The 26,350-nt window shown below is 67.9% G+C and carries 29 protein-coding genes; 15 read left to right on the top strand and 14 right to left on the bottom strand.

The window, feature by feature from the left end; translation table 11 throughout:
- Position 1: 1 nt before the first annotated feature.
- On the bottom strand, positions 2-1,402 hold the full coding sequence (gene lpdA, locus H5399_RS09460; RefSeq protein WP_182782801.1) for a dihydrolipoyl dehydrogenase: 1,401 nt from the start codon (positions 1,400-1,402) through the stop codon (positions 2-4).
- Between the two features lie 90 nt (positions 1,403-1,492).
- Between lpdA and H5399_RS09455 the strand changes: the two genes are divergently transcribed.
- Positions 1,493-3,031, top strand: a complete 1,539-nt coding sequence (locus H5399_RS09455; protein WP_182782800.1) for a UDP-N-acetylglucosamine 1-carboxyvinyltransferase — start codon at positions 1,493-1,495, stop codon at positions 3,029-3,031.
- 9 nt (positions 3,032-3,040) lie between these two features.
- Here H5399_RS09455 and pdxY read toward each other — a convergent pair whose 3' ends face one another.
- The gene (pdxY, locus tag H5399_RS09450) at positions 3,041-3,895 is read right to left on the bottom strand and encodes a pyridoxal kinase PdxY (protein ID WP_182782799.1); all 855 of its coding nucleotides are present in this window, start codon (positions 3,893-3,895) and stop codon (positions 3,041-3,043) included.
- 57 nt (positions 3,896-3,952) lie between these two features.
- On the opposite strand from pdxY, the gene H5399_RS09445 reads away from it, so the two are divergent.
- Both H5399_RS09445 and H5399_RS09440 read left to right on the top strand, forming a co-directional pair.
- A complete protein-coding gene (locus H5399_RS09445; protein ID WP_182782798.1) occupies positions 3,953-4,723 on the top strand; it encodes a glycerophosphodiester phosphodiesterase in 771 nt (256 codons plus the stop codon).
- Positions 4,724-4,781: 58 nt separating this feature from the next.
- On the top strand, positions 4,782-5,123 hold the full coding sequence (locus tag H5399_RS09440; protein WP_182782797.1) for an RNA polymerase-binding protein RbpA: 342 nt from the start codon (positions 4,782-4,784) through the stop codon (positions 5,121-5,123).
- Here H5399_RS09440 and H5399_RS09435 read toward each other — a convergent pair.
- Genes H5399_RS09435 through lnt form a run of 3 tightly spaced genes read right to left on the bottom strand, consistent with a single transcriptional unit; the run spans position 5,117 to position 7,998 of the window.
- Positions 5,117-5,671 carry an FxsA family protein gene (locus H5399_RS09435; RefSeq protein WP_182782796.1) on the bottom strand — a complete coding sequence of 185 codons (555 nt, stop codon included), beginning with the start codon at positions 5,669-5,671 and terminating at the stop codon, positions 5,117-5,119. The two genes, H5399_RS09440 and H5399_RS09435, sit on opposite strands and share 7 nt — an antisense overlap.
- Complete coding sequence (locus H5399_RS09430; RefSeq protein ID WP_182782795.1) at positions 5,668-6,447, bottom strand: polyprenol monophosphomannose synthase; 780 nt, start codon at positions 6,445-6,447, stop codon at positions 5,668-5,670. The genes H5399_RS09435 and H5399_RS09430 overlap by 4 nt, the downstream gene beginning before the upstream one ends.
- Positions 6,448-6,483: 36 nt before the next feature.
- Positions 6,484-7,998, bottom strand: a complete 1,515-nt coding sequence (lnt, locus tag H5399_RS09425; protein WP_182782794.1) for an apolipoprotein N-acyltransferase — start codon at positions 7,996-7,998, stop codon at positions 6,484-6,486.
- 53 nt (positions 7,999-8,051) lie between these two features.
- Between lnt and H5399_RS09420 the strand changes: the two genes are divergently transcribed.
- A complete protein-coding gene (locus H5399_RS09420) occupies positions 8,052-8,942 on the top strand; it encodes a 5'-3' exonuclease (protein WP_255422201.1) in 891 nt (296 codons plus the stop codon).
- Here the strand turns inward: H5399_RS09420 and metW are convergent.
- The 3 genes from metW to H5399_RS09405 are packed head-to-tail and all read right to left on the bottom strand — an operon-like array spanning position 8,932 to position 11,416.
- Positions 8,932-9,534 (bottom strand): methionine biosynthesis protein MetW, encoded by a 603-nt coding sequence (metW, locus tag H5399_RS09415; protein ID WP_182782793.1) that lies wholly within the window; start codon positions 9,532-9,534, stop codon positions 8,932-8,934. The two genes, H5399_RS09420 and metW, sit on opposite strands and share 11 nt — an antisense overlap.
- The gene (locus tag H5399_RS09410) at positions 9,531-10,673 is read right to left on the bottom strand and encodes a homoserine O-acetyltransferase (RefSeq protein WP_182782792.1); all 1,143 of its coding nucleotides are present in this window, start codon (positions 10,671-10,673) and stop codon (positions 9,531-9,533) included. The genes metW and H5399_RS09410 overlap by 4 nt, the downstream gene beginning before the upstream one ends.
- A 29-nt stretch (positions 10,674-10,702) precedes the next feature.
- Positions 10,703-11,416, bottom strand: a complete 714-nt coding sequence (locus H5399_RS09405) for a VIT1/CCC1 transporter family protein (protein WP_182782791.1) — start codon at positions 11,414-11,416, stop codon at positions 10,703-10,705.
- 84 nt (positions 11,417-11,500) lie between these two features.
- Between H5399_RS09405 and H5399_RS09400 the strand changes: the two genes are divergently transcribed.
- Positions 11,501-11,680 (top strand): hypothetical protein, encoded by a 180-nt coding sequence (locus H5399_RS09400; RefSeq protein WP_182782790.1) that lies wholly within the window; start codon positions 11,501-11,503, stop codon positions 11,678-11,680.
- A 730-nt stretch (positions 11,681-12,410) separates the two neighbouring features.
- Here the strand turns inward: H5399_RS09400 and H5399_RS09395 are convergent.
- Together H5399_RS09395 and H5399_RS09390 are read right to left on the bottom strand one after the other, a co-directional pair.
- The gene (locus tag H5399_RS09395; protein WP_182782789.1) at positions 12,411-13,691 is read right to left on the bottom strand and encodes an O-acetylhomoserine aminocarboxypropyltransferase/cysteine synthase family protein; all 1,281 of its coding nucleotides are present in this window, start codon (positions 13,689-13,691) and stop codon (positions 12,411-12,413) included.
- An 81-nt stretch (positions 13,692-13,772) separates the two neighbouring features.
- Complete coding sequence (locus H5399_RS09390; protein ID WP_182782788.1) at positions 13,773-14,468, bottom strand: alpha/beta hydrolase; 696 nt, start codon at positions 14,466-14,468, stop codon at positions 13,773-13,775.
- A 300-nt stretch (positions 14,469-14,768) separates the two neighbouring features.
- Here H5399_RS09390 and H5399_RS09380 point away from each other — a divergent pair, with 300 nt between their 5' ends.
- The 3 genes from H5399_RS09380 to H5399_RS09370 are packed head-to-tail and all read left to right on the top strand — an operon-like array spanning position 14,769 to position 17,219.
- Entirely contained in the window at positions 14,769-16,256 is a 1,488-nt protein-coding gene (locus tag H5399_RS09380; protein ID WP_182782787.1) for an NAD(P)/FAD-dependent oxidoreductase, read from the top strand.
- Between the two features lie 9 nt (positions 16,257-16,265).
- Entirely contained in the window at positions 16,266-16,583 is a 318-nt protein-coding gene (locus H5399_RS09375; protein ID WP_182782786.1) for a TusE/DsrC/DsvC family sulfur relay protein, read from the top strand.
- 12 nt (positions 16,584-16,595) lie between these two features.
- A complete protein-coding gene (locus tag H5399_RS09370; protein WP_182782785.1) occupies positions 16,596-17,219 on the top strand; it encodes a DsrE/DsrF/DrsH-like family protein in 624 nt (207 codons plus the stop codon).
- Between the two features lie 76 nt (positions 17,220-17,295).
- Here H5399_RS09370 and H5399_RS09365 read toward each other — a convergent pair whose 3' ends face one another.
- From H5399_RS09365 to H5399_RS09355, 3 genes are all read right to left on the bottom strand, one after another.
- A complete protein-coding gene (locus tag H5399_RS09365) occupies positions 17,296-17,439 on the bottom strand; it encodes a GPGG-motif small membrane protein (protein ID WP_182782784.1) in 144 nt (47 codons plus the stop codon).
- 33 nt (positions 17,440-17,472) lie between these two features.
- Positions 17,473-17,889: a CsbD family protein gene (locus H5399_RS09360; protein ID WP_182782783.1), complete on the bottom strand. Its 417-nt coding sequence runs from the start codon at positions 17,887-17,889 to the stop codon at positions 17,473-17,475.
- Positions 17,890-18,003: 114 nt separating this feature from the next.
- Positions 18,004-18,717 (bottom strand): sigma-70 family RNA polymerase sigma factor, encoded by a 714-nt coding sequence (locus H5399_RS09355; RefSeq protein WP_182782782.1) that lies wholly within the window; start codon positions 18,715-18,717, stop codon positions 18,004-18,006.
- Between the two features lie 165 nt (positions 18,718-18,882).
- Here H5399_RS09355 and H5399_RS09350 point away from each other — a divergent pair, with 165 nt between their 5' ends.
- Positions 18,883-19,785: a TIGR01777 family oxidoreductase gene (locus tag H5399_RS09350; protein WP_182782781.1), complete on the top strand. Its 903-nt coding sequence runs from the start codon at positions 18,883-18,885 to the stop codon at positions 19,783-19,785.
- A gap of 30 nt (positions 19,786-19,815) precedes the next feature.
- Here the strand turns inward: H5399_RS09350 and H5399_RS09345 are convergent, their stop codons facing one another.
- Positions 19,816-21,291, bottom strand: coding sequence for a CYTH and CHAD domain-containing protein (locus tag H5399_RS09345; protein WP_182782780.1), 1,476 nt, complete (start codon positions 21,289-21,291; stop codon positions 19,816-19,818).
- A 63-nt stretch (positions 21,292-21,354) separates the two neighbouring features.
- Here H5399_RS09345 and H5399_RS09340 point away from each other — a divergent pair, with 63 nt between their 5' ends.
- The 6 genes from H5399_RS09340 (at position 21,355) to H5399_RS09315 (ending at position 26,330) form a co-directional block, all read left to right on the top strand.
- On the top strand, positions 21,355-22,164 hold the full coding sequence (locus H5399_RS09340) for an ATP-binding cassette domain-containing protein (protein ID WP_182782779.1): 810 nt from the start codon (positions 21,355-21,357) through the stop codon (positions 22,162-22,164).
- Entirely contained in the window at positions 22,161-22,832 is a 672-nt protein-coding gene (locus H5399_RS09335; RefSeq protein WP_182782778.1) for an ABC transporter permease subunit, read from the top strand. The genes H5399_RS09340 and H5399_RS09335 overlap by 4 nt, the downstream gene beginning before the upstream one ends.
- On the top strand, positions 22,829-23,545 hold the full coding sequence (locus H5399_RS09330; RefSeq protein WP_182782777.1) for an ABC transporter permease: 717 nt from the start codon (positions 22,829-22,831) through the stop codon (positions 23,543-23,545). The genes H5399_RS09335 and H5399_RS09330 overlap by 4 nt, the downstream gene beginning before the upstream one ends.
- A 2-nt stretch (positions 23,546-23,547) precedes the next feature.
- Positions 23,548-24,471: an ABC transporter substrate-binding protein gene (locus H5399_RS09325; RefSeq protein WP_182782776.1), complete on the top strand. Its 924-nt coding sequence runs from the start codon at positions 23,548-23,550 to the stop codon at positions 24,469-24,471.
- A 109-nt stretch (positions 24,472-24,580) separates the two neighbouring features.
- Positions 24,581-25,372, top strand: coding sequence for an amino acid ABC transporter ATP-binding protein (locus H5399_RS09320; RefSeq protein ID WP_182782775.1), 792 nt, complete (start codon positions 24,581-24,583; stop codon positions 25,370-25,372).
- A gap of 70 nt (positions 25,373-25,442) precedes the next feature.
- Positions 25,443-26,330, top strand: a complete 888-nt coding sequence (locus H5399_RS09315; RefSeq protein WP_182782774.1) for a glutamate ABC transporter substrate-binding protein — start codon at positions 25,443-25,445, stop codon at positions 26,328-26,330.
- The last annotated feature ends 20 nt before the right edge of the window (positions 26,331-26,350 follow it).

Raw genomic sequence — 26,350 nt, 5'->3', positions numbered from 1 at the left:
GTCAGTAGTTGATCATGTGACCGGCGATGCCCTCCACCGCCTCCTTGATGGCCTCCGACAGCGTGGGGTGAGCGTGGATGTTGCGGCTGATGTCTTCCGCCGTGAGGTCGTAGGCCTGCGCGAGCGTGAGCTCGGGCAGCAACTCGGTGACATCCGGGCCGATCATGTGGGCGCCCAGGAGCTCGTTGTAACGGGCGTCCGCGACGATCTTGACGAAGCCGACCCCCTCCCCCAGGCCCCACGCCTTGCCGTTGGCGGCGAAGGGGAACTTGGACACCTTGACGTCGTAGCCCTTGTCCTTGGCCTGCTGCTCGGTGTAGCCGAAGGAGGCGATCTGCGGCTGGCAGTAGGTGGCACGCGGGATCATGTCGTAGTTGATGGGATGGGTCTCCGCGCCGGCGATGGTTTCGGCGGCCACAACGCCCTGCGCCTCGGCGGTGTGGGCCAGCATCATCTTGCCGGTGCAGTCCCCGATGGCGTAGATGTGGGGCACCGAGGTGCGCATGTAGTCGTCGATGGCGATCGCCTTGCGATCCGTCAACGTCACGCCCGTGGCCTCGAGGCCGAAGCCGTCCACCCGGGGGGCGAAACCGATGGCCGAGAGGAACCGGTCAGCCTCCAGGACCTTCTGCTCTCCGCCGGCGGCGGGGCTGACCGTCACCTTGACTCCGGTTCCGGTGTCTTCGATCCCCTCGACCTTGGTGGAGGTCAGGACGGTGACGCCGAGCTTCTTGTATGCCTTGGCCAGCTCGGCGGAGATCTCCGCGTCCTCGGTGGGGACCATCCGGTCCAGGTACTCGACGATGGTCACCTTCGTGCCGAACTGGCTGAGCACGAACGCGAACTCGGTGCCGATGGCGCCCGAGCCGCCGATGATGATCGACCCCGGCACGTCGTCGGCGAGGATCTGCTCCTCGTAGGTCACCACGTTGGCGGAGAGCTGCGTGCCCGGGAGCAGCCGCGTGGTGGCGCCGGCCGCGATGATGGCGTTTGTGAAGGTGAGTGTCTGCTTCTGGCCGTCGTTGCCGGCCACCTCGATCCGGTGGTCGTCAAGGAAGGTGCCCCAGCCGTCGATCTCGGTGATCTTGTTCTTCTTCATCAGGTAGTGGATGCCCTTGGTCATGCGCTCCGAGACCTGACGGCTGCGCTTGAACGCCTTGCCGTAGTTGAAGCTCACCTGCCCCTCGATGCCGAAGGTGTCCGCCTCGTGGGTGAAGATGTGCGCCAGTTCGGCGTTGCGCAGGAGCGACTTGGTGGGGATGCAGCCGATGTTGAGGCACACCCCGCCCCAGTACTGCTTCTCGATCACGGCTACCTTGAGTCCCAGCTGGGAGGCGCGGATGGCGGCCACATAACCGCCGGGGCCGGCACCGAGGACGACGACGTCATATTCAGAGCTCATGGCGCCCACTCTAGTGCCCTGGTGGCACCCCACCGCTGCCCTCTTCTCCAAACCTGTGACGCTATCTCACCCGTGAGATAACCTGACCCGATGAGCGCAACGAGCAAGTCCATCGGACGCATGATCCGCGAGGCCCGCCTCGCCCGGGGATGGTCGCAGCAGAGGCTGGCAGACGAGCTGGGCACCGTCCAGAGCGCGGTCCACCGCATCGAGAACGGGCAGCAGAACCTCTCGCTCAGCATGATCACCCGCCTGGCGGAGGCGCTCGAGATGCCGTTGATCCAGACGGCCACTCAGGGCAACGTGAACTTCGAGATCCAGGGCCCGACAAAGCTGTCGGGCGACATCGACGTGCGGACCAGCAAGAACGCGGCCATGGCCATCCTGTGCGCCAGCCTGCTCAATCAGGGCCGCACGGTCCTGCGGGGCATCGCCAGGATCGAGGAGGTGGACCGCATCAGTGAGGTGCTGACCTCCATCGGGGTGAACCTCACCTGGATCGGCGACAACGACCTGGAGATCATCCGCCCGGCCGAACTCAGGCCGGAGAACATCGACGCCCGGGCCGCCAAGCGCACCCGCAGTATCCTGATGCTGCTGGGACCGCTGATGCACGACTTCGACCAGTTCCTCCTCCCGTACGCGGGCGGCTGCGACCTGGGTGCCCGAACCGTCCACCCGCACATGTCTGCGCTCCACAAGATGGGCCTGACAGTTGAAGCGACCGAGGGCAACTACCACGCCGTCGTCGAGAAGATCCCGGACGGCGAGCGCTCCATCACCCTGATCGAGCGCGGAGACACCGTCACCGAGAACGCCATCATGGCCGCCGCCCGCACCCCCGGAATCACCACGTTGCGCAACGCCTCCGGCAATTACATGGTCCAGGACCTGTGCTTCTACCTCCAGCAGTTGGGCGTCACCATCGAGGGGGTCGGCACCACCACCCTGACCGTCACGGGTCAGGAGCACATCGAGGCCGACGTCGAATACCACATCTCGGAGGACCCGATCGAGGCGATGAGCCTGCTCACCGCCGGAATCGTGACCAGGTCGGAGATCACGGTGCGGCGCTGCCCCATCGAGTTCCTCGAGGTGGAGTTCGCGATCCTGGACGAGATGGGCCAACGCCTGGAACTCTCCGAGGAGTACCGCAGCCGCAACGGCAAGACACGCCTTGTCGACGTGACGGTCAAGCCGTCGGACCTCACCGCCCCCCTGGACAAGATCCACCCGATGCCGTTCCCGGGGCTCAACATCGACAACCTGCCGTTCTTCGCAGTCATCTGCGCCACCGCGACGGGCCAGAGCGTCATCTACGACTGGGTCTACGACAACCGGGCCATCCACCTGAAGAAGCTCTCCGATCTGGGCGCCAACATCCAGCTGATGGACGCACATCGGCTGCTGATCCTGGGCCCCACCAAGTGGCGGGCCCGCGAGGTCGAGTCCCCGCCGGCGCTGCGGCCCGCGGTCTGCCTGTTGCTGGCCGCCCTGGCGGCCCGCGGGACCACGAACCTGATGGACGTCTATGTGATCAACCGGGGTTACGAGGATCTTCCCCAGAGGCTCAACAAGCTGGGCGCGAGCATCAATGTGTTCTGGGGCACGCCGGACACCGACGACTGAGGGCTTCGCTCACCCCACGCGACGGGCCTCGAACACGTGCCGCGGGGCCACGATGTCAGACTGCGCATCCACCAGGCGGAGCTCGGGGTGCCCGGCGGTGGTGGTGGCCTCGAGGACCGAGTACACGATCGAGGCCGTGGCACCCAACGCGGCGCCCACATCGCGCGTGCGCAACCAGTGGGCCAGGAACATGGCGGTGGTGAGGTCACCCGATCCGGTGAACTTGCGGTCCAGGACCGGGGTCTCCACCTGCCACGCCCCGTCGGGGCCGACACCGATCATGCGCATGGCGTCCGCGGATGCGTCGGAGCCCACCACCGAGGTCACGACGACCACCTGAGGGCCGCGGGCTCGCAGTTCCGCGATCGCTGTGAGGACGTCCGCGGTGGTGTGCGTGGGATGTCCCGTGAGGAACTCCAGCTCGAACAGGTTGGGAGTCATGATGTCGGCGCGCTGGACCACGTGGTCGCGCCAGAACTCCGGGATCCCGGGCCGGGCATAGAAACCCCGGTCGACGTCGCCCATCACCGGATCCGCGCAGAAGACGGCCCCGGGGCTCTGCGCCTTGATCAGCTCGGCCGTGTCCAGGATGACCTGCCCCACCTCGGGTGTGCCCTGGTAGCCGCACAGCAGCGCGTCGACGACACCGAGGACGCCACGCTCGTCGATTCCCTGCACAACCTCCCACACGTCGGAGGCTGGGATCAGGGGTCCTCGCCACGCCCCGTAGCCGGTGTGGTTGGAGAAGTTGACGGTGTAGACAGGCCAGACGTCGACCCCCGCGCGCTGGAGCGGGAAGACTGCGGAGGAGTTTCCGGCGTGGCCGTAGGCGACAGCGGACTGGATGGAGACAACCGTGGTCATTGGCACATCTTTGCACTCGCAGCGAAACCCACAGTCAGGACACTAAACTGCCACCCTATGGCCGGTGTGCACGAGGACTACCTGTCCCCCCAGTTCATCCCGATGGCCCACCGCGGCGGTGCACTGCTGACCGCGAACCTGGGCATCGAGAACACGGTGCGCGCCTTCACCAATGCCGTCGCCCTCGGCTTCCGTTATCTGGAGACCGATGTGCACGCCACCATCGACGGCCACCTCGTCGCGTTCCACGACGATGATGTCTCCCGCGTGACGGATGAGGCCGGCTCGCTGAGGTCCCTGCGGTTGAAGGAGCTGCAGAGCCTGAGGGTGGGCGGACGCGAGCCGATCCCCACGTTGGCCGAGTTGTTCGAGACGTTTCCCTCGTGCAGCTTCAACATCGACATCAAGCATGTGACGGCCGTGGTGCCCCTGGCCGAATGCATCCGCAGACATGGCGCGGAGCGGCGTGTCTGCGTGGGCTCCTTTTCCCGTTCGGCCATCCGCCGGTTCCGGTCGATACTCCCCCAGGTCCCCACGGCGGTGTCCCGCACGGGCGTGGCCGCCATGGCACTGACGGCCGTCATGCTGGGCGGCCCCGTGTTCCAGGTGCCGCTCAACCACCCGGTCGGGCCGGTGATGATGGACATCGTCACACCGCGGAACATCGCCAGAATCCACCGTGCAGGACGGAAGATCCACGTGTGGACCATCGACGAGCCGACTACGATGCACCGTCTGATCGACTGGGGCGTCGACGGCATCGTCACGGATCGGCCGGATTTGCTCAAAGAGGTTCTCCGGGCTCGGGGGATGTGGTCTACTCGATAACGGCTGAGGAACGAATCGGCGCCCCGGTTCGTTGGTGAAGCAGACGAAGGAGGCAAACATGGCTGATCGTGCGCTGCGCGGCATGGGGCTGGGCTCCAAGACGTTCGAAGACGAGCAGGGCATCGAATTCGCCGAGCGCCGGAAGCTGGCGTTCGACTGCCCGAAGGATCACCATTTCACGGTGACCTTCGCCCTGGAAGCGGAACTCCCCACCGAGTGGGAGTGCAAGAAGTGTGGATCGATCGCGGTGCGTTCTGACGGTGTGGTGGGCGAGGAGAAGCAGACCAAACCGGCACGCACCCACTGGGACATGCTGCGGGAGCGTCGCTCGATCCCGGAGCTCGAAGACATCCTCAACGAGCAGCTGACCAAGCTGCGCGAGTCCGACAGGATCTACTGACCCTTTCCCCGATCACGGTCCGCGGGCCGGTCGTCCTCGACGACCTCCCCGCGGATCGTGTCGTTTTCGTTGCTCGACGGGTCGATGACCGGGATCCAGGTCACCGTTTCGGTCACCACGTCGCCTCGGATGACGGTGGGCGCAGCGCCTGAGCGCTGCATCGTCTTGGAGGCCCACCACGCGATGCCCGACCGGATGAAGGGGCGCGTGAACGGCAGCAGCAGAAGCAGTCCGGCCACGTCCGTGAGCAGGCCAGGCACGACGAGCAGCACGCCGCCCATCAACACCAGCGATGCGTCGGCCAACTGGCCAGATGGCAGCTGCCCGGAGGTCAGCGCCGCTGACAGGGCGCCCCAGGCCTTCCGCCATTCACGCTGAAGGAGGTAGATGCCCAGCACGGTGGTGGCCGAGAGGATAGCCAACGTCCACCAACCGATTTCGCCGGCGACCCACAGGATGGCGGCGATCTCCGCGAAGACGAGGCCGAAGACCGTCAGTCCCATGAGCGCGAGCCGTAGGGCTCCCTTGCGCGGATCCACGGCGCTCACGCGGCCTTTCGGCCGGTGATCGCACGCCTGACGCCCCCGGTGAGCTGACCCAGCCGGTGGTCGATGCCCCAGAGTGTGGTCCGGATCAACGCCTCGATCACGATGCTGCGGCTCATCTTGGAATCCCCGAACTCCCGCTCCACGAACTCGATCGGGACCTCGACGACGGTGAAGCCGGCCTTGAGGGCTCGCCACACCAGGTCGATCTGGAAGCAGTACCCGGCCGAGGCCACCTCATCGAGGCTGATGCCGCGCAGCGTGGACGCCCGGTAGGCGTTGAAGCCGCCGGTGGCGTCCTTGACCGGGATGCCCAGCCACAGGCGCGTCCACAGCGAGCCGCCCTTCGAGATGAACTCGCGCGACTTCGGCCAGTTGACCACAGAGCCGCCCTTGACCCAGCGCGAGCCCTTGACCATGTCCGCGCCCGCGCTGATGGCGCGCAGCAGCCTCGGCAACTCCTCGGGCTGGTGGGAGCCGTCGGCGTCGTGCGAGATCAGCACGCCGAAGCCCTCGTCGAGGCCCCAGTGGAAACCGGCCAGGTAGGCGGCGCCCAGGCCTTCCTTCCCCTTGCGGTGCATCACGTGGATCTGTTCGTCGGCCTCCGCCAGCCGGTCCGCAATAGCTCCGGTGCCGTCCGGGGAGTTGTCGTCCGCGACGAGGATGTGGGCCTGCGGGACGGCCCGGCGGATCCTGGTGGCGATGCTCTCGATGTTCTGTGACTCGTTGTAGGTCGGGATGATCACGAGAACTCGCTCGAGCGCGTCCTGACTGGTCATGGAACACTTCTTTCCTGTTGTGGTGTCTCTGCCATGCTACCGGGCCCTACCTCGGCGCGGCCCCAGGGCGGCGCCGATGCCACCGGCGGTTGCTGCCACGGCAACCCACGCCAGCCAGGGGCTGAGCAGCACCGAGAGGTTGACGTTGGTGCGCAGCGGGAGGGAGGTGAGCACGCTGTCCGCCTGGTATTCGGCGGTGACCTCCTGCACGCGCCCACGGGTGTCGACGACCGCGGAGAGCGAGTTGAGTGTGGAGACCGCCACCTCGCGGCCCAGTTCCATCGCCCGGACGCGGTTGATGACCAGCTGCTGGTGCGGCTCGAACGTGCCGGCGTAGGTGTTGGTGTTGGACTGCGACACGACCACCTGCGCCCCGTGCCGGACCAGGTCGTAGGAGGTGTCGTCGTAGGCCAGCTCGAAGCAGATGATGGTGCCTACCACGAGGTCCGGGAACCGTTCCGTGGGGGCCGACACCACACCAGGCCCCTCCCCCGGGATCGATTGCCGGCCGATCTGCTCAAGGATCGGGAGCCGGGGCAGCAGGACGTCGCGGAAGGGGATCCATTCGCCGAAGGGGACCAGGTCTCGTTTGTGGTAGACGGCACCCGGACCGGTGTCGGGATGCCACCAGATGCTGGAGGTCTGACGCGAGTCGGGGACCGGCCCGTCGGTGACGGCCCCCACGAAGACGGGCGCCCCAGCCAGCCGCACGGAGAGCTCGACGAGGCCGCGCGTGGCGGCGTCGGCCTCCGGATCCACATCGGTGGCGTTCTCGGGCCACAACACGAAGTCAACCTCGTGGCCGCCCGCGCGGGCCTCGGAAAGCGCGAAGATGGTCTCGCTGAGCGCATTGTTGGTGACGGAGCGGGCGTAGGTGCCGGTGCCCTTCTCGGCCCGGTTGACGGCCGGCTGAACCATGGCCACCTTCACCTCGTCGACCGGCTCGGACTGCGGTACCAGGTGCGCGAGTCCCCCCAGCGTGAACACACCGGCGACCCCCGCCAGCGCCACCGTCCGCCGGCTGGGCGACGACCAGGCCAGAAGAAGCGCTTGCGCCACCAACGCCACCAGGTAGCCGACCCCAGTGACGCCCACCCAGGCGAGCAGACCCGACATGGGTTGGTCCACCGTCGTGTAGCCGAGCCGCGCCCAGGAGAATCCGCCGAACGGCACCTTGCCGGAGACGAACTCCACCGCCACCCACGCGGCGGGTACCAGGAGCGGCCATGCGCGGAGCTTGAGCAGCCACGACACAGCGAGCGCGAGCACCCCCCACCACAGCGACAGGAACGCCACCAGCGCCACGCCCACCCATACCCCCAGGACGGAGACCCAGGACACGGTCAGCGTGTTCATCGCAAGGCCGGCGAGGTAGCCGAGGCCGAAGGCGGAGCGGGGCCGACGATCCACCATCAGCCAGGTGAACAGAGCCACGCCCACCAGGGTCGCCGGCCAGATCCCCATCGGCGCCTGTCCGGCGCCGGTGAGCAGCCCGGACCCGACGGCCAGCGCCGCGGACACCAGGAACGGCAGCGGCGGGCGGGTGATCACGAGGCCCAAGAGTACCCGGCCCGGGTCTGAGGACACTGTGTCAGGATGGCGGGATGAGCACGTTGATGGCCTTCGACACGTCCTACCTGTACTTCCGGGCGTTCTTCGGGGTGCCCTCCACCTTCCGGGCCCTCGACGGGAGGCCGGTCAACGCGGTGCGGGGCACGCTGGACTTCATCGCGCGTCTCGCCAACCAATACGCCCCTGACAGCCTTGTGTGCGCCTGGGACGACGACTGGCGACCCGACTGGCGGGTGGACCTGCTCCCGAGCTACAAGGCACACCGGGTCGTCCAGTTGGCCGACGGCGAGGCGGAGCTCGTTGACGACGACCTGAGCCGGCAGGTGCCGCTGATCCGCGACTGCCTCGAGTCGTTGGGCATCCCCGTCGTGGGTGTGGCGCAGCACGAGGCCGACGATGTGCTGGCCTCTTTGGCCCGTCAGCATGTGGGCACGAGTCTGGTGGTGACCGGTGACCGCGACCTCTTCCAACTCGTCGACGACCACACGAGCGTTGTCTATGTGGCGCGCGGGGTGGCCAGTCACGAGCTGGTCACGCCGGAGTGGATGGCGGCGAAGTACGCCCTGGCTCCGGAGAGGTACGTGGACTTCGCCGTCCTGCGCGGTGACCCCTCCGACGGGCTCCCGGGGGTCAAGGGCATCGGCGAGAAGAGTGCCACCACGCTCGTGGCCGCCTACCCCTCCCTGGAGGCGATGGTCGCGGCCGCCGTCGACCCGGGCTCAGGCATGTCGCCGTCGGTGCGCTCCAAGCTGTTGTCAGACGTCGACTACCTGGCGAGGGCACGCGAGGTGGTGACCTGCGTCGACACGCTCCCGATGCCGGACCTGACCCGCTCCCCCGTGGACGATCAGCGGTGGGATGCCCTGGCCGAGAACCTGGCGCTCGGCGGCGCCGCGACCCGGATCCGGGCGCTCATCGCTTAGCGTGCAGCACGTAGAGCGACGAGCTGGCCAGCAGGTTGGCCGCCAGGTTACCAAGCCGTCGTGCCCTTCCCGAGGCATCCAGCGCGATGCGTGAATCGATCACCATGTCCAGCCCGGCGAAGAGCGGCTCCAGGTCCGGCAGCGACGAGTGGTGCAGATTCGGGGTGTCGTACCACTCGAACGGCAGGTCGCGCGACATCGGCATCCGCCCCGATAGCAGCCGCAGCCGGTTGCGCCAGTGGGCGAAGTTGGGCATCGAGACCACCGAATGGACGGCGATCCGGCCGATCTCCCGCAGGACCTCGCGGGGCTTGCGCACGGTCTGCAGCGTCCGCGAGAGGACGACGAAGTCGTAGCTGTCGTCGCCGAACTCCCCCAGCTGCGTGTCGAGGTTGAGCTGGATCACGTCGACGCCGCTGCGCATCGCGGCCACCAGGTTGCCCGGATCCATGTCGACGCCGGTGCCGGAGCATCCCTTGAGCGTGAGCAGGCGCAGCAGCTCGCCGTCGCCGCAGCCGAGATCCAGGACGCGGGAGCCTTCGGGGATCAGCTTGGTGATCAGCCACAGGTCCGGCCGCAGGGTGTCGCTCATACCAACTCCTCCGCGGCGCGCTCCAGGTAGGCCCGCACCGTGGCGTGATAATCGGGGACGTCCAGGAGGAACGAGTCGTGGCCCCACCGGGAGGCGATCTCCCGGAACGAGGTGGGCAGCTTGGCGCCCTCCAGATGCCTGACGATCCTGCGCGAGTGCTCGGTGGAGAATCGCCAGTCAGTGTCGAAGCTCACGATGAGGAAGCGGACCGGATCGTCGATGAGCGCCGCCAGGGCGTCCTCGTCCGCGAAGGGATCGAAGTAGTCCATCACCCGGGTGAGATAGAGGTAGCTGAGGGCATCGAATCGTGAGAGGAACCGCTCCCCCTGATGCTCGAGGTAGCTCTCGACGGCGAAGTCCACGCCGAAGTTCTTGGCGAGTTCGCCGCGTTGGGCGGTCCGCCCGAACTTCTCCTCGAATCCGGTCTCCGAGAGGTAGGTGATGTGGGCCATCATCCGGGCCACGGAGAGCCCCTTGCGGGGTGCGGTCCCCGCAATGAGGAAGCGTCCGTCCAGGAAGTGCGAGTCGCGCATGATCGCCTGCCGCCCCACGGCGGAGAACGCGATGTTCTGGGCGGTGAGCCGTGAGGAGGCGGCGAAGATCAGTGCTCGGCCCAGCTCCGTGGGATGGGTCATCGCCCATTGGAGAACCTGCATGCCGCCCAGCGAGCCGCCCACGGCGGCGGCGAACCGTTCGATGCCCAGGTGCCGGGCGAGGCCGCGGTGCACCTCGACGAAGTCCGCCATGTCCAGGAGAGGGAAGTCCAGGCCGTAGGGATCGCCCGTCTCCGGGTTCGTCGACGACGGACCCGTGGTGCCCTGGCAGCCACCCAGGAGATTGGAGCAGACCACGAACCAGACGTTCGTGTCGATGGGCTTGCCGGGGCCGATCATCGTGTCCCACCAGCCCGGCCGGGTCTCGCCCTCGTGGTATCCGGCCGCGTGGGCGTCGCCGGTGAGCGCGTGACAGATGTAGACGGCGTTGCTGCGCTCAGCGTTGAGGGTGCCGTAGGTCTCGTAGGCCACATCGACGATGCCCAGCGTGGCGCCGCTGCGGAGGATCAGCGGGTGATCCGGGTCGAAGACCCGGATCGACGACGTCTCCACCACTCCGAGGCTGGTTCCGAGGGGGCCGTTCACGCCCCCATTGTTGCGCAACCCGGAGGAGATCAGAGACCGGAGACGCCCAGGAGGAGGCCGATCGAGTAGGTGGTGGCCAGCGCGAGCATCCCGCCCGTCACGACTCGGAGCACCGCACGGCCGGCCGGCGCGCCGCCGAGCTTCGCGCCTAACCCGCCCGTGATGGCCAGCGCCACCAGCACCGCGACCACCGTCACCGGGATGCGCAGCGGGATGGGGGCGAGGAGGATCGTCAGCAGCGGCAGAATAGCGCCGGCGAGGAACGCGACCGCCGACGCCAGAGCCGCGTGCCATGGATTGACGATCTCGTCCTCGGCCAGATGGAAGCGCTGGGAGAGGTGGGCCTTCACGGCGTGCCCCTCGCCGATCTCCTCCACCACCTTCTCAGCAGTGGCCTTCGTGAGGCCCTGGCGCTGATACGCGGCCACGAGTTCCTCGTCGGCCGCGCGACGATCGGAGGTCAGGAGGATGCGCAGGGACGCGATCAGCGAGCGCTGCGAATCCGCTGCGCTGGACACCGAGACGTACTCGCCCAACGCCATCGAGATGGCCCCTGCCACCACCGCGGCGACACCGGCGAGCAGGACAGGGGTGACGGTGCTGGTCGCGGCCGCGACACCCACCACGGTGGCCGAGATGGACACGATGCCGTCATTGGCGCCGAGGACACCGGCGCGCAGCCAGTTCAGCCGGCCGGACAGCTCAGCCGACTCGACGGGGTTCGGGGCGACGGTCAGACTCATGTCATTATTCGACACCCGTTTCGGCGGCGAGTCCATGCAGGAAAGGCTACCCTGACAAGCACGATCGCACGCCTAGGAGGACCAATGAGCGACCCGGTCACCAACCCCGACGACACCCCCGTCGTCGACGACAGCGAGCTCACCCGACGCCAGACCGACGGGCCGGACGGCGGGGAGCATCTGCACTCCTCCGACCATTCGATCGCCGAGGAGGACATCGAGGCGGATCGGCGTCACCAGCAGTCGACGCCGACCCAGCCCTAGCGGTCCTCTCAAGTTGGCCCACCGGTGCCGGGCAGCGGCCTTAGTGGGTCAGGGATTGGTTGTCAGGTCCAGATACAACCCTTCGAGACGGGCCACGCCGCTTCGCGGGCGGCCCAACTCAGGGAGCGAGGGGGACGGGCCACGAGGCTTCGCGGGCTGCCCTCCTCAGGGAGCGAAATGACGGCCCGCGCCGCTCCGCGGATGGCCCTCCTCAGGCGACGGATGTGGACGGGACACGCCGCTATACAGGCCGCCGCCTGAGCTCGGTCCCTGAGGGTCCCGCGTCGCGAAGCGACCGCAGGACGTCTCGAAGGGTCGATAAACCGCACATAGACACAAGGGTGAGGAACGGCAGGGCGGCACTGCGCAGCGGTGCCCAACCCGAGGATCACCCCACCGGCATCCCGCCCAAGCAGACCCGACCCCAACGCCGCCCTGCCGGCCCACGCCCGGGACAAGACCACGCCACAAGCCAGACGAGTGCGGGGGGACGCGAGACGATGCCCGGGCGGCCTCCACAACCCGACCACCGACCCAGACGGCCGAGACATCGAGACCCTGGTCAACGGCCGCCCGGGCATCGACTCACGCCTCACCGCACCCGACCACAAGAACTGCGTGAAGGTGGTAGTCACAACCCTTCGAGACGGGCCACGCCGCTTCGCGGGCGGCCCTCCTCGGGGAGCGGGTGGGGAGGGAACGGTACCCGCCCCCACTCCCCGCGACTCACTCAGATTCGGTCCAACGCCTGGGTGAGATCCGCCAGGATGTCCTCGATGTGTTCGATGCCCACGGACAACCGCACCATCTCGGCCGGCACGCCTGCGGAGGCAAGTTCTTCGTCGGAGAGCTGCGAGTGGGTGGTCGACGCGTTGTGGATGGCCAGCGACTTCGCGTCGCCGATGTTGGCGAGGTGGCTGAACAACTCCAGAGCCTCCACCAGCCGGGTGCCGGACTCGCGGCCGCCCTGCACGCCGAACGAGACGAGGCCACCGAAGCCGCCCTTGAGGATGCGCGTGGCGATCTCGTGGGTGGTGCTGGACTCGAGGCCCGGGTAGTTGACCCAGGACACCTTGGGGTGCGCGGTCAGGAAGTTGGCCACCGCGAGCGCGTTCTCGCTGTGACGCTCCATCCTCAGATGGAGCGTCTCGATGCCCTGCAGCAGGAGGAACGAGTTCATGGGAGCGATCGCCGCGCCGGTGTTGCGCAGCAGTACGGTGCGGGCCCGGATCACGTAGGCGGCGGGGCCGGCCGCGTCGGTCCACACCACACCGTGGTACGCCGCATCCGGCTGCGTCAGGCCGGGGAAACGGTCGCTGTGCGCGGCCCAGTCGAAGCGCCCGGAGTCCACCAGCACTCCGCCCAGCGAGGTGCCGTGGCCGCCCAGGTACTTCGTGGCGGAGTGCACCGAGATGTCCACGCCGTGGTCGAACACCCGGGTGAGGTGGGGGGTCGGCACTGTGTTGTCGACGATGAACGGCAGGCCCAGGGCGTGCGCCGCCTCGGACCAGGCATCCAGATCGATGACGTTGAGCGCGGGATTGCCCACCGTCTCACCGAAGACCAGCTTGGTGTGGGCATCGACGTGCTGGGCCAGCTCCTCCGGCTTGCCTGGATCGACGAAGCGGGCCTCGATGCCGAACTGCTTGAGCGTGTGGGCGAAGAGCGCGTAGGTGCCGCCGTAGAGCGTCGACAGCGCGACGATGTTGTCGCCCGAGTAGGTGAGGTTGAGCACGGCGTAGGTGATCGCCGCGGCACCGGACGCGGTGGCCAGGGCCCCGACGCCGCCCTCGAGCGCGTTGACGCGCGCCTCGAGGACACTCTGGGTGGGGTTCATCAGGCGGGTGTAGATGTTGCCGGGGCGGGCGAGGGCGAAGAGGTCTGCGGCGTGCTGGGCGTCGTCGAAGACGTAGCTGGTGGTCTGGTAGATGGGCACGGCGCGGGCGTTCGTGGCCGAATCAGCGGTCTCCTGACCGGCGTGGACGGCGAGCGTTTCGGGGCGGTAGGTCATCGGTGACTCCTCGTGTGCCAGGTGTTGTCCCACCAAACTAGTGGCCGCGCGAAACTCCCGGGGAGGGTGTCCGTTACGCCGTCAGCGCACGGTCGCGGCGCGGAGGATCACCTCGGCAAGGTCCCCGGCCCGGCTGACCTGGGGCCAGTGGCCGGACTCCAGGTCCACATAACCGGCGTGCTGGAGTTTGCGCAGCTCGCTGACGGGGGCGAAGCCCTGCTCGGACCAGGACCGCAGCTCGTCCGCGGAGTACTCGGTGCAGACGTTGACCACGGGGATCCGGTAGCGCCTGTCGTCGCTCAGTTCCTGGATGCCCAGGGCGTACTGCCCTGGCGCCGGGGTCATGTGGCCCTCGAGCTCGGCCTTGGCGGACTCGTCGAGGTCTGCGGTGTCAGGGCCGTCGAACGCGGCCCACCCCACGAAGGGGAGGACGCCGTCGACGGGCTCGAAGCCGTCCAGGATGGGCGAGCCGTGCGGGATCGGGAAGCCGCCCACCAGCACCACGCAGCCCACCCTGTCCGGCCGTCGGTCCGCGGCCGCCCAGGCCGCCGCGCACCCGGCAGAGTGACCGACGAGGATGACGTGGTCGGCGGAATTGTCGATCTCGGTGACCACCGCCGCCACCAGATCGCCGTAGGTCACCGCGGCGGGATCCTGTCCGTCGTGGCCCGGCGGGGTCAGGGCCACGACGCGATGGCCCGCCCTCTCAAGGAAAGGCACCACCCGGGACCATGACGAGCCGTCCAGCCAGAGGCCGGGGATGAGAATGATGTCCATGGGCCACCTCCTGCCAAGAACGCTAGCCCGGCGGGTGCGGGTCGTGTCGGTTTCGGCCGGATCGGGGGTGCCTCAGCACTCGACGACGTTCACGGCCAGCCCGCCCGCACTGGTCTGACTGTTCTTGCTGTGCATGTCAAGACCGGTCTGGCGCATCGTCGCGATCACCGCGTCGAGGGAAACGATGTGGCGACCGTCCCGTGAAGTCCTACGTCTCGTCGTAGAAAGTGGCCCCCCTGCATTTTGTATACCCCAACCCGTATAGGCTATGGGAACCACCACTTCTTCGGAGGAGCCTCAATGAGGAGACTGGTCATCCTGGGCGGCGGAACAGCCGGCACCATGGTCGCCAATAAGCTGCGATCGGCGTACCCGCCAGCGGAGCTTGAGATCACCGTCGTTGATCGCGACGACGACCACCACTACCAACCCGGGTACCTCTTCCTGCCCTTCGGCATCTACGACGAGGGCAAGATCGTGCGCTCCCGGCACCACTTCATCCCCGATGGGGTGGAACTGGTTCTGGCGGAGATCGACAGGGTCGACGCTCACGCCAAGACCGTCCACCTGGCGGACGGCCGCGAACTGGACTATGACACCCTCGTCATCGCCACGGGAGTGGAGCCGAGGCCGGACCTCACCCCTGGCGCGGACGCGGAAGACGTCCACCACTTCTACGATCTGCCGCGGTCCATCGCCCTGGCGGAGGCGTTCAAGCAGTTCCGGGGGGGACGGCTCGTGGTGCACCTGACGGACATGCCCATCAAGTGCCCGGTCGCCCCTCTCGAGTTCACGTTCCTCGCCGACGCCTACTTCCGTGAGCGGAAGACGCGGAAGAAGGTGGAGATCGTCTACGTCACCCCCCTGGACGGCGCCTTCACCAAACCGATCGCCTCGCGAGAGCTGGGCACCATGTTCAAGGATCGCGACATCCGCCTTGAAGCAGACTTCGCCGTCGAGCGGGTGGACACCGAGGCCAAGGAGCTCGTCTCCTTCGACGATCGGCGCGTCCCCTACGACCTGCTGGTCTCGATCCCGCTGAACTTCGGCGCCGAGTACGTGGCCCGATCAGGGCTGGGCGATGACATGAACCTCGTGCCGTGCGACCAGCAGACCATGCGCTCCCTCGCGCATCCGGACATCTTCGTCCTCGGTGACGGCGGCACCCTGCAGACGTCGAAGGCCGGCTCGGTGGCCCACTTCTCCGTGGACGTGTTCATGGAGAACTGGCCCTATTACATCGCCGGCCAGGAGCTGCCCCATCACTTCGACGGGCACGCCAACTGCTTCATCGAGACCGGTCACGGCAAGGGGATGCTGCTGGACTTCAACTACGGCACCCAGCCCTACACAGGCGGGTTCCCGCTCCCCCGCCTAGGGCCGATGACGCTCCTGGGCGAATCCCGTTCCAACCACCTGGCCAAGCTCGCATTCCGGTTCGTGTACTGGGAGTTCCTGTTGCGCGGGCGCCCGCTCCCCTTCACCACGGACATGCACCTTCTGGGCAAGAACGTGGAGGGCGACGCCTCAGGCACCTCCAACAAGGACCTCTTCCTGAGGGCGCTTGGGAAGCGCGGGCACGCCGCTCCCGCCTCGAAGGCGCCCAAGGCGGCTAAGGCCGTCTCCCGCGCGGCCACTCCCCGCAAGTCCGCGCCGCGCCCGGCGTCGCGCCCAACCTCCCCTTCCAGGGATGCCGTACCAGTGGCCGCCTACGTGCCCGCCAAGGGTGTCGACTCCCCCGCCGACCCCTCGTCGGTGCTGCCCAATCCGATCATCCCCAAGTTCTAAGGAGAACCTGTGCCCACCACCCGCATCGGGGACCGAGCCATCGACGTCAACGACGAGGGCTTCCTCACCGAGTACAAGCAATGGGACGAGGACCTCGCCCCCATCCTCGCCGGTTACGCCGGCATAGACGAGCTGACCGATGAGCACTGGAAGGTGCTGCATTTCCTGCGAGCCGACTACCCGGCCCGCAAGGAGACCGCGACCCTGCGCCGCGTCGCCAGCGTCGGGGGTTTCGACATGAAGCAGCTGTTCAGGCTGTTTCCCGGCAAACCCGCCAAGAAGATGTCCTACATCGCCGGGCTGCCCAAGCCCAAGGGCTGCGTCTAGGAAGGACTGCCCATGACCGAGATTTCTGACACCCCCATCATCCCCGACTTCGGTGGCGCCCGCCCCACCCCGACTCCCGCCGCGGCCGACCAGAACGCGGCCCCAGCCAAGGCAAAACCATCGGACTTCGCGGCCCCGTCGTCGGGTGGAGACCGCCCCCGCAAGATCTGCTTCATCGCATCCAAGGGCAACCTGGACATGGCCTACCCGGCGCTGATCATGGCCAACGCCGCTCTCGGCGAGGGCGTCGAGACGCATATCTTTTTCACGTTCTGGGGCTTCGATCTGGTCACCGAGCGCACGATGGACGATCTGAAGTTCACCATGCTCGGCAACACGGCGATGCACCTGCCGATGGCTCCCAACATGCCGGTGTGGGCAGGAATGGGCGCCATCCCCGGCATGACCAAGATGGCGACCAAGATGATGCGCAAGCAACTTGACGACCTGGAGATCCCGGGGGTGCGCGAGATGCTCGACATCATCGTCGCCTCCGGCGGCCACCTGTGGGGCTGCAAGCTGAGCTTCGACATGAACGGCCTCACCCAGTCGGACCTCTACGAGGGAGTGGAGGACGTGATCAGCGCCGCAGATTTCATCGAACTGTCAGAGGGCGCGCAGGTCATCTTCGTCTGAGGCGCCACCGAACGCGTTGACGGCGCCTCCCCGCAGGTGCGGGGGGGCGCCGTCAATGGGCCGGTCTAGGTCAGGCTCAGGTGAAGAAGCTCACGCCGCCCGGTCCCACGAGGAGGCCGAGGATGATCAGGACGATGCCCCACACCAGCTGGCTCCGGACGATGGCGAGGATGCCGGCGATGACAAGCACCGCGGCGATGATCCACAAGATGGTTCCCATGTCGTACTCCTTGTTCTTTGTAGGTGGTGGTGATCAGATCTGATCGCGCCGGGGGGTGTCCCGCAGGTCTGCGGTGGCGGGATCGTGGTGCAGGTCCTGGCCCATGTCGTCGCGGAGGCTGTCCCGGAGGGTTCCGTCGTCGCCTGGCGTGGCGCTGGGTGCGTCGGGTAGGACGTCGCGGACGTGCGCCTGGCCCATGTCGTCGCGAAGGTGGTCCCGCATGGTCCCGTCGTCACCAGGCGCGGTACGCAGGTCGCCGGTCACGTCGTCATCGGGATAATTCAGGCGGGTGTCATCGGTGTCGTGGTGGGCATGCCCGGCGTCGTCGCTCCGGTGCTGGGCCCTGCCCTCGGCCTCGAGCCTTTCGTTGTCCGTGGCGTCGCCCCACATCTCCTTGGCGCGGCCGGCAACCTCGTCTGCGGCCTTGCGCATGCTGTCGTCGATTCCCATGATTCCCTCCTCGGTTTTCCGAATCGGCTCCACGCGGGTGCGGATGCCGTCTCACTGTCTTCGTACCCGATACCCGGAGTTTCAAACATCCGATTTCCGGGCCGGGTGGGCCGCTCACGCGGCAGCGGGCTCCATTTCATCGCGGAGCTCGCCCAGGACGCGTGCCAGGATCCGGGAGACCTGCATCTGACTCACGCCGACAAGGCGGCCGATCTCCGCCTGGGGCAGATCGTCGACGAAGCGGTGATGCAGCACTCGGCGCTCCACAGGGCTGAGTCGACGCATCGCCGAGTTCAGCGTGATCAGGTCCGGGATGAGCTCCAGGTCGTGGTCGGTTGCGGGTAGCTGGAGCCCGGGGGCGCCGTCGTCGGTGCCTGTGGGGGCATCGAGGGAGATCGGCCGGAAGGCCAGCGCCAGCGTTTCGCGTTCACCGGCAGCCCTGCCGCCACCAGGGGCGTCGTCAGGGCGGAGTTCCTGCAACCGGCGGGGTGGACGCACCATCCAGCCGGCGCGGAAGTGTCTCTTGATCTCTCCGGTGATCGTGGCCACCGCGAACGGGACGAAGGTGCCGGCCTCGGGGCGGAAGCGCTGGACCGCGCAGATCAGCCCGACGCGGGCCACCTGGATCAGGTCGTCGAGATCGAGGCCGCGGTTGGCGTAGCGCCGCGCGAGTGCCTCGCAGAGATCCAGGTGCATCACCACCACCTCATCCAGAAGGCTCTGACGGGCGGTGGCGGAGGTTTCAGCGCCCAGCCGCTGAAGTAGTTCCAGGGCGCGTTCGTCGCGCTCAGTGATTGCTGGGGTTGCGGGGGTGTGGACAGTCGCCATGGTTCAACTCACCTTTACGGAAGAGTCGGAGTCGGCACGTGGTTTGAACCGCTCTGTCTGAGTTCACCTTCGCACGGGTCCGCAGATTTGGCAAGCATTTCGGAATGAAAAATGGCCTCTCGCCCATGAGAGGTGTGGCAGTCTCTGCCCCATGAGAGGTTCGGCATGAATGCGCAGAAAGTGGTGGTCGCGGGGGCCTCAGGGCTGATCGGGAGGGCGCTGGTGGAGGCCCTGAGGGCAGACGGCGTCCATGTGACGACTCTGGTGCGGGACACGCCGCGCAGTCCCACCGAGGTGCTGTGGCCCCCGGGCCTGGAGCCGCTCGATCCGGCCGTCCTCGAGGGCGCCCGCGCGCTGGTGGTGCTCAACGGAGCGAGCATCGGCAGGGTGCCGTGGACGCGCAGCTACCGTCGCACCCTCTGGGAGTCGCGGCTGATCCCCACCCGCGTGGCGGCCACCGCCGTGCGGGCGGTGGGTGCGGGGGGTCCTGCCCTCATCTCCGCCTCGGGCGTCGGCTACTACGGGTCCTCTCCGGGCGAGGTCCTCACCGAGGCTTCTCCTCCAGGCAGCACGTTCCTGGCGCGGCTCTGCGTCGCGTGGGAGGCCGAGGCGGCTCTGGCCGGCCCAGGCGCCCGGGTGGCCACTCTGCGGACCGCTCCCATAGTGCATCCGGAGGGGGTGTTGAAGCCCCTGATCCTGCTGACCAGGCTGGGGGTGGGCGGGCCCATCGGTCGAGGTACGCAGGTGTGGCCGTGGATCTCGCTCGACGACGAGGTCCGGGCCATCAGGCACGTCATCGACCACGACATCGCCGGGCCGGTGAACCTGGCGGGCCCCACGCCCGCCACGGCCAACGACCTGGGGCGGGCGTTGGCGAGACGCCTGAACCGTCCATTCCTGATCCCCGCGCCCGAGTTCGCGCTGAACGCTTTGCTCGGTCGGGACACGGCCGAGTCGGTGTTGACCTCGGATGCCGACGTGCGCCCCGAGCGACTCCTGGCCGAAGGGTTCGAGTTCCGGCACCGCACCGTCGAGGAGGCGGTTGAGGCGGCCCTCGAGGCGAACTGATCGCCGACTCCGATAGGGCCGTCATCCGGCTCAGGGGGTCAGGTCCGGCGCCCTCGCGGGGAGTGCGAGGAGCAGTGCGGCCCTGGCCTCCGCGAGTGCGGAGTCGGCCCGACGGTCGGCGAGGTCCATCAGGGTGCCGACGGTGGGGCCGCCGAGAAGGCCCACCTCCCGCCGGGCGATCACCAGGTCCTGGACATCCCCGAACGCCGAGGTCACATCCTTCCAGGCGGAGGCGCACTCTTCGTCCGCGGAACGGGAACCAGGGAGTCCAGCCACCACGTCGTGCGCGTAGCGGGCGGCCTTGGCGGCCTTGCGGACGTCATGCCACAGGCTCACGTCGCCCGGGTGGGACTGCGCCAGCTGAAGGCGGCGTCGGACCCGGTCGTCTGCGCGATCGGCAAGGCGCCGCAGCTCGAGGGAGGCATGCCTCCTCCCGGATCTGGAGGCCTTCGCCCGCAGCAGGTGGCCTATCATCCGCTCGTGCAGCGCGTCCCACCGGGGGGTTGCCATGGAGTTGAGCAGCAGCCCGCGCGCGTCGTCGTGGCGCCGCGCAAGGTGGACACGGATCCGGGCGTGATCGTCCACGCTGAGCCCGACCTCGCCGGCCAGGTCGTCGATGAGGGCGAGGATGACCTCGGTGTCCCGGGGACCACCCAGGAGGACGCCGGCCCATCGGAGCTCGCTCACCAGCCCCGGTAGATCTGGTGCGGCGAGTGTTCGGCCGAACACCGTGAGGATGCTTCGGAGTCGGCGCAGCGCGACCCTTGCCTGGTGCACAGCGTCGTCCTCGTCCGTGACGAGCGCCGTGTCCAAGGCCTGGAACTGGCCGAAGTGCCGTGCGAGCTCGGCTGTGACCGCGTGGGCGGCGGTGTCGCGGGCGGTGCCCCGCCCAGCGCAGGACGCAAGAGCCAACTGAGCCTTCGATGCATGCACCGCAGGGCGAAGGCCGGAGCGCAGGAGCAGCGAGGACACCTCATCCAAGGTGGACTCTGGTTCACCCGTGGCAAGTTCCACCTCCACCTCGCACCACGACCGGGTCCCGTCGGACAGTTCGCCCAGGGGGCGCGCCCGCACCCGGTCCACCGCAATCTCCGTTCGGATCCGGCCGCTCTCGCCGAACAGGTGCGTGATCCGCCTTCTCGTCCGGAGCAGCAGAACCGGCAGCAGCGGGTCCTCGCCCACAACGTCGGCCACAGTGGCGCGCAGGGAGGCCGGGACCCTGCACGGTGCCCCGAGCGGGAGGCTGTGCTCGAGCCTGGATCCGTTCGGGCCCGGCGTCTTGAGGTGCCACCCGTCGTCCTCGCCGCCTGAACGGCGCCGAAGCGTGAGCCCGGCGCGCGCGAGGGCTCCAGCTGGGGTGTCGAAGTACTCGGCCCGCAGGCGAAGAGTGCGCATCGGCGAAACCGGCCCCAGGACCCCGAGATCCGGCATCGCTGCCCCATCGGGCAGAGAAAACTTGCGCTCCCGCTCGAACGCTGTGCCCGCCTCGTCGCGACCAATCCGCATCAGGCATCCAGCCTAGTGGCCGGATCACACCGGAGGGGCTTGCGCGACTCATAAGCTGGCGGGGTGATCGAGTTCCGCGACGTCTCCAAGCTCTACCCGGATGGGACGGTCGCGGTCAGGGACTTCTCCCTGACGGTGCCCTCGCATCGTTGCGTCGTGCTGCTCGGCTCCTCCGGAAGCGGCAAGACCACGCTCATGCGCATGGTCAACCGGATGGTGGATCCCAGTTCGGGCAGTGTCCTCATCGACGACGAGGACGTGCGCGCCGCGGACCCGGTGCGGCTTCGCCGATCCATCGGCTACGTCCTCCAAAGTGGCGGGCTGCTCCCGCACCGCACGGTCGCGGACAACGTGGCCACGGTGCCGTTGCTCACGGGCGCCACGCGTCGCGACGCACGCGCCCAGGCCATCGGCCTGCTGGAGCGGGTGGGGTTGGATCCGGCCCTCGCCGGGCGCTATCCGTCCCAGCTCTCCGGCGGGCAGCAGCAACGGGTGGGCGTGGCCCGGGCGCTCGCCTCGGACCCCAACATCATGCTCATGGACGAGCCCTTCGGGGCGGTGGATCCCATCGTGCGGCGCGAGCTGCAGGACGAGCTGCTCCGCCTGCAAGCCGAGCTGGGCAAGACCATCGTGTTCGTCACCCACGACGTCGACGAGGCCTTCCGGTTGGGCGACGAAGTGGTGGTGCTGCGGCCGGAGGCCCAGATCGCCCAGCGCGGTACCCCCGTCGAGATCATGCTGGCCCCGGCTGACGACTTCGTGCGGGACTTCATCGGGGCCGATCGCGGGAGCCGCAGCCTCCGGGTGGAAGTGGTGCGGGGCCGCAGTGTCGCGGTGGACGCCGAGGGCCGGGCAGTGGGGATCATCGAGTGACCTGGCTGGTGAACAACTGGCCGCAGGTCGTCGAGCTGTCCATCGGACACCTGCTGCTCACCCTGCCTGCCGTGCTGATCAGCATCCTCGTGGCGGTGCCCCTGGGGAGGCTGGCCTTCCGCCGGCCCCGCTTCGGGGCAACACTGCTCGCCGTCGCCAGCTTGCTGTACGCGGTGCCTGCGCTTCCGCTGCTCATCGTCATTCCTGTGATCCTCGGCACCCCGCTCCGCTCGGCGGCCACCATGATCGCCGCGCTGAGCGCCTACGGTGTGGCGCTGCTGGTGCGCAGTGTCGCCGACGGGTTCGGCTCTGTCGATGAGCGGGTCCGAGACGCGGCGGTGGCCGTGGGCCATTCCCCGTCGAGCGTCTTCTGGCGGGTGGATCTCCCCCTGTCGACGCCGGTGATCCTGGCGGGGGTCAGGGTGATGACCGTGTCGACCGTAGGGCTGGTGACTATCGGGGCCCTGATCGGCGTCCCCAGCCTCGGGACGCTTCTCACCGACGGGTTCCAGCGTGGCATCGTCGCCGAAGTAGGCACCGGCGTCGTGCTGACCGTGCTGCTCGCCCTCGTGCTGGATGGGCTACTGGTCGTGGCCGGCCACGCCCTCACGCCGTGGACCCGCGCCTCGGGAAGCAGCCCGGCGGTCGCCGTGGAGGTACGGCGATGAGTCTCTTCCTCGAGGCCCTGGCCTGGTTGGGGGACGCGGCCAACTGGGGCGGCGCCGGAGGGATCCCGGTCCGCGTCGGCGAGCACCTTGCCATCACTGCGGTCGCCGTGGCGTTGGCCGCGCTGGTCGCGGTACCCGCTGGCGTCGTCGTCGGTCACACGCGGCGCGGCGCGGCCGCCGTGGGCGCCGTCACGGGCGCCGCGCGGGCCATCCCCTCGCTGGGCCTCCTCACCCTGTTCGGGCTGTGGTTGGGCATCGGCCTCGAGGCTCCCATCCTCACCCTCGTGGTCCTTGCCGTGCCGTCGCTCCTGGCGGGCGTCTACTCAGGGTTCCAGGCCATCGACCCCTCGATCCCCCAGGCGGCGTCGGCCATCGGCTTCAGCCCGGCACAGGTGGTGCTCCGCGTCGAGGCTCCGCTGGCGCTACCCGTGATGCTCGGTGGCCTCCGTGCGGCCACCCTTCAGGTGGTGGCCACGGCCACCCTCGCCGCCTACACCTCGGACCACGGCCTGGGGCGGTACCTCTTCGCCGGCCTGAAAACCCGTGACTATGCCCAGATGCTGGGCGGGTCCATCGTGGTGATCGCGCTGGCCCTCATCCTGGAACTGGCGCTGGCTGCCTGCCAGCGCTGGTCGTTGCGTATCGCAGATCCCGCGTCTGCCTCCGCCCGTCGATCCCACGTTGTCACCTCACCTCTACGCATAAGGACCTGACCATGGCTCGCTTCGCTCTTTCCCTCATCGTTCCCCTTGCCGCAGGACTGGCCCTGGCCGGGTGCGGCGGCGCTGATCCGCTCGCGACCGAATCGCCGGAGGAGAGCGGTGCCTCCACGGAGCCCGCCGCCGCGATCGTCGTGGGATCCCAGGACTACTACTCCAACGAGATCGTTGCGGAGATTTACGCCCAGGCTCTCGAAGCGGGCGGCTTCGAGGTGGACCGCCAGCTGCGGATCGGGCAGCGGGAGGCCTACCTGCCGGAGATCGAGGCAGGAACCATCGACCTCTTCCCGGAGTACACCGGGCCGCTCCTGCAGTACTGGTCCCCGGATTCCTCGGCGCGCCTGTCCGAGGATGTCTTCGCCGAACTGAAGGACGTTGTCCCCGACGGGCTCCGCGTTCTGGCCCAGTCCAATGCCACAGATCAGGACTCCTACGTCGTCACCCGTGCCTTTGCTGAGGAATGGAACCTGGCCACCATCGCCGATCTCGCGAACGTGACCACCCCCCTGACCCTGGGTGCCAACTCGGAGGCGGAGACCCGCCCCAACGGACCTCTGGGCCTGGCCGAGAAGTACGGCCTTGAGGTCGGTTTCACGCCCATCGAGGACGGCGGCGGCCCGCTCACCGTCAAGGCCCTGCAGGACGGCGACATCCAGCTGGCCATCGTCTACACAGCGGACCCGTCCATCGCCCAGAACGATCTCGTCTCGCTCGAGGACAATGAAGGGCTCTTCCTGGCCTCGCACCTCGTGCCGCTGGCCAGCGATGACGTCACCGCCGAGGCGGCCGCCATCATCGACGGCGTGAGCGCGGCCATGAGCCCCGACGAACTCATCGCCCTCAACAACCGCAGCGTGACCGAGCAGCTTCCCGCCGCCGACATCGCCGCTGACTGGCTGGCAGAAGAGGGTCTCGCCTGACGCAACGCGCGTCCGGCTCACGCGATCCGGGCGTTCCCTTCCTGTTACAGGTCCGTTAATCGGCCCGTATTCCTTGTTGGGAACGTCCGGAGCCTCGTATGGTGCTGGTATGGCCTCACCGGATGCATCCGCGCTTCACACCTCTCATGTGAACGTGGGGCGGGGCGGCCCTCTCGTCGTGGTCGATCACGTCGACAAGCACTTCGGTGCGCTACACGTCCTCCGCGACATCAACACGGTGGTCCACCGCGGTGAAGTAGTCGTCGTCATCGGCCCCTCGGGCTCAGGGAAGTCGACGCTCTGCCGGGCCATCAACCGGCTCGAGACCATCGACTCCGGCACGATCTCCATCGACGGGAGCCCACTGCCGGAAGAGGGCAAGGACCTGGCCAGGTTGCGCGCCGACGTCGGCATGGTCTTCCAGTCGTTCAACCTCTTCGCGCACAAGACGGTGCTCGAGAACGTCACGCTCGGACCCATCCGGGTGCGCGGCATGAACAAGAAGGACGCCGACGACAAGGCGATGCGCCTCCTCGAACGGGTCGGGGTCGCCGATCAGGCCAAGAAGATGCCGAGCCAGCTCTCCGGCGGCCAGCAACAGCGGGTGGCGATCGCGCGCTCACTGGCCATGGATCCGAAGCTGATCCTTCTGGATGAGCCGACGAGCGCGCTCGACCCGGAGATGATCAACGAGGTGCTCGACGTGATGGTCGGCCTCGCGGCTGAGGGGATGACGATGGTCGTCGTCACGCACGAGATGGGTTTCGCGCGCAAGGCTGCGGATCGGGTCCTGTTCATGGCCGACGGCGCCATCGTGGAAGAGGCAACCCCGGAGGAGTTCTTCACGAACCCCCGGAGCGAAAGGGCGAAGGACTTCCTGTCGAAGATCCTCCATCACTGACCAGACCGCCCCAGGGCGGAGATCGAGCGGCCGCCACCTAGGCGGACCGCACACCAGGAAAGGAAGAGGCATGAGAAGAACGAGAAACTCCCTGATCGCGTTCGCGGCTGCAGGCGCGTTCGCGCTTGCGGGCTGCGCCGGTGGCAGCTCCAGCGAGACCACCTCCCCAGCTGCCGGGGCGAGCACGTCAGCGGCTGCCGAGGAGGTGACCTTCGAGGAGGGCACCACGATGGCCGAACTCAACGAGGCCGGCAAGATCACGATCGGCACGAAGTTCGACCAGCCGCTGTTCGGACTCATGGGCCCCTCCGGTGTCCCGGAAGGCTTCGACGTTGAGATCGCGAAGATCATCGCGTCACACCTGGGCATCACCGAGGAGAACATCGAGTGGGTCGAGACCGTTTCGGCCAACCGCGAGCCGTTCATCGAGAACGGGCAGGTCGACTTCGTCGTGGCGACCTACACCATCAACGACAAGCGCAAGGAGGTCGTGTCCTTCGCCGGTCCGTACTTCATGGCCGGACAGTCGATCCTGGTCCTCGCCGACAACGAGGACATCACCAGTGATGCCGATCTCGTCGGCCAGCCGGTCTGCTCGGTGACCGGCTCCACCCCGGCCGCGAAGCTCGCGGAGATCGGGGCAGAACCCGTGCTCACCGACACCTACTCCAACTGCCTCGAGCCGCTGCGTAACGGCACGGTGGTGGCGGTGTCGACCGACAACGTGATCCTGGCCGGGCTCGCCGCCCAGAACGAGGGCGAGTTCAAGGTGGTCGGGGAGCCGTTCACGTCCGAGCCCTACGGCATCGGTCTCGCGCTGGAGGACACCGATTTCCGGATGTGGATCAACGACGTGCTCGAGGAGAGCTACGCCGACGGCACCTACGAGGCCGCGTGGAACGAGACGGCGGGCACGGTCCTGCAGTTCGTCGAGCCCCCCGCGCCAGACCGCTACTGATCCCGCGCGGCCCGACCCGG

Origin of the sequence: Tessaracoccus sp. MC1627, assembly GCF_014164725.1 — a bacterium.
In the GTDB taxonomy this organism is placed as follows: Bacteria; Actinomycetota; Actinomycetes; order Propionibacteriales; family Propionibacteriaceae; genus Arachnia.
Note: the sequence above shows the minus strand (reverse complement) of the source record. Positions and strands in the feature narration are given on the sequence as shown.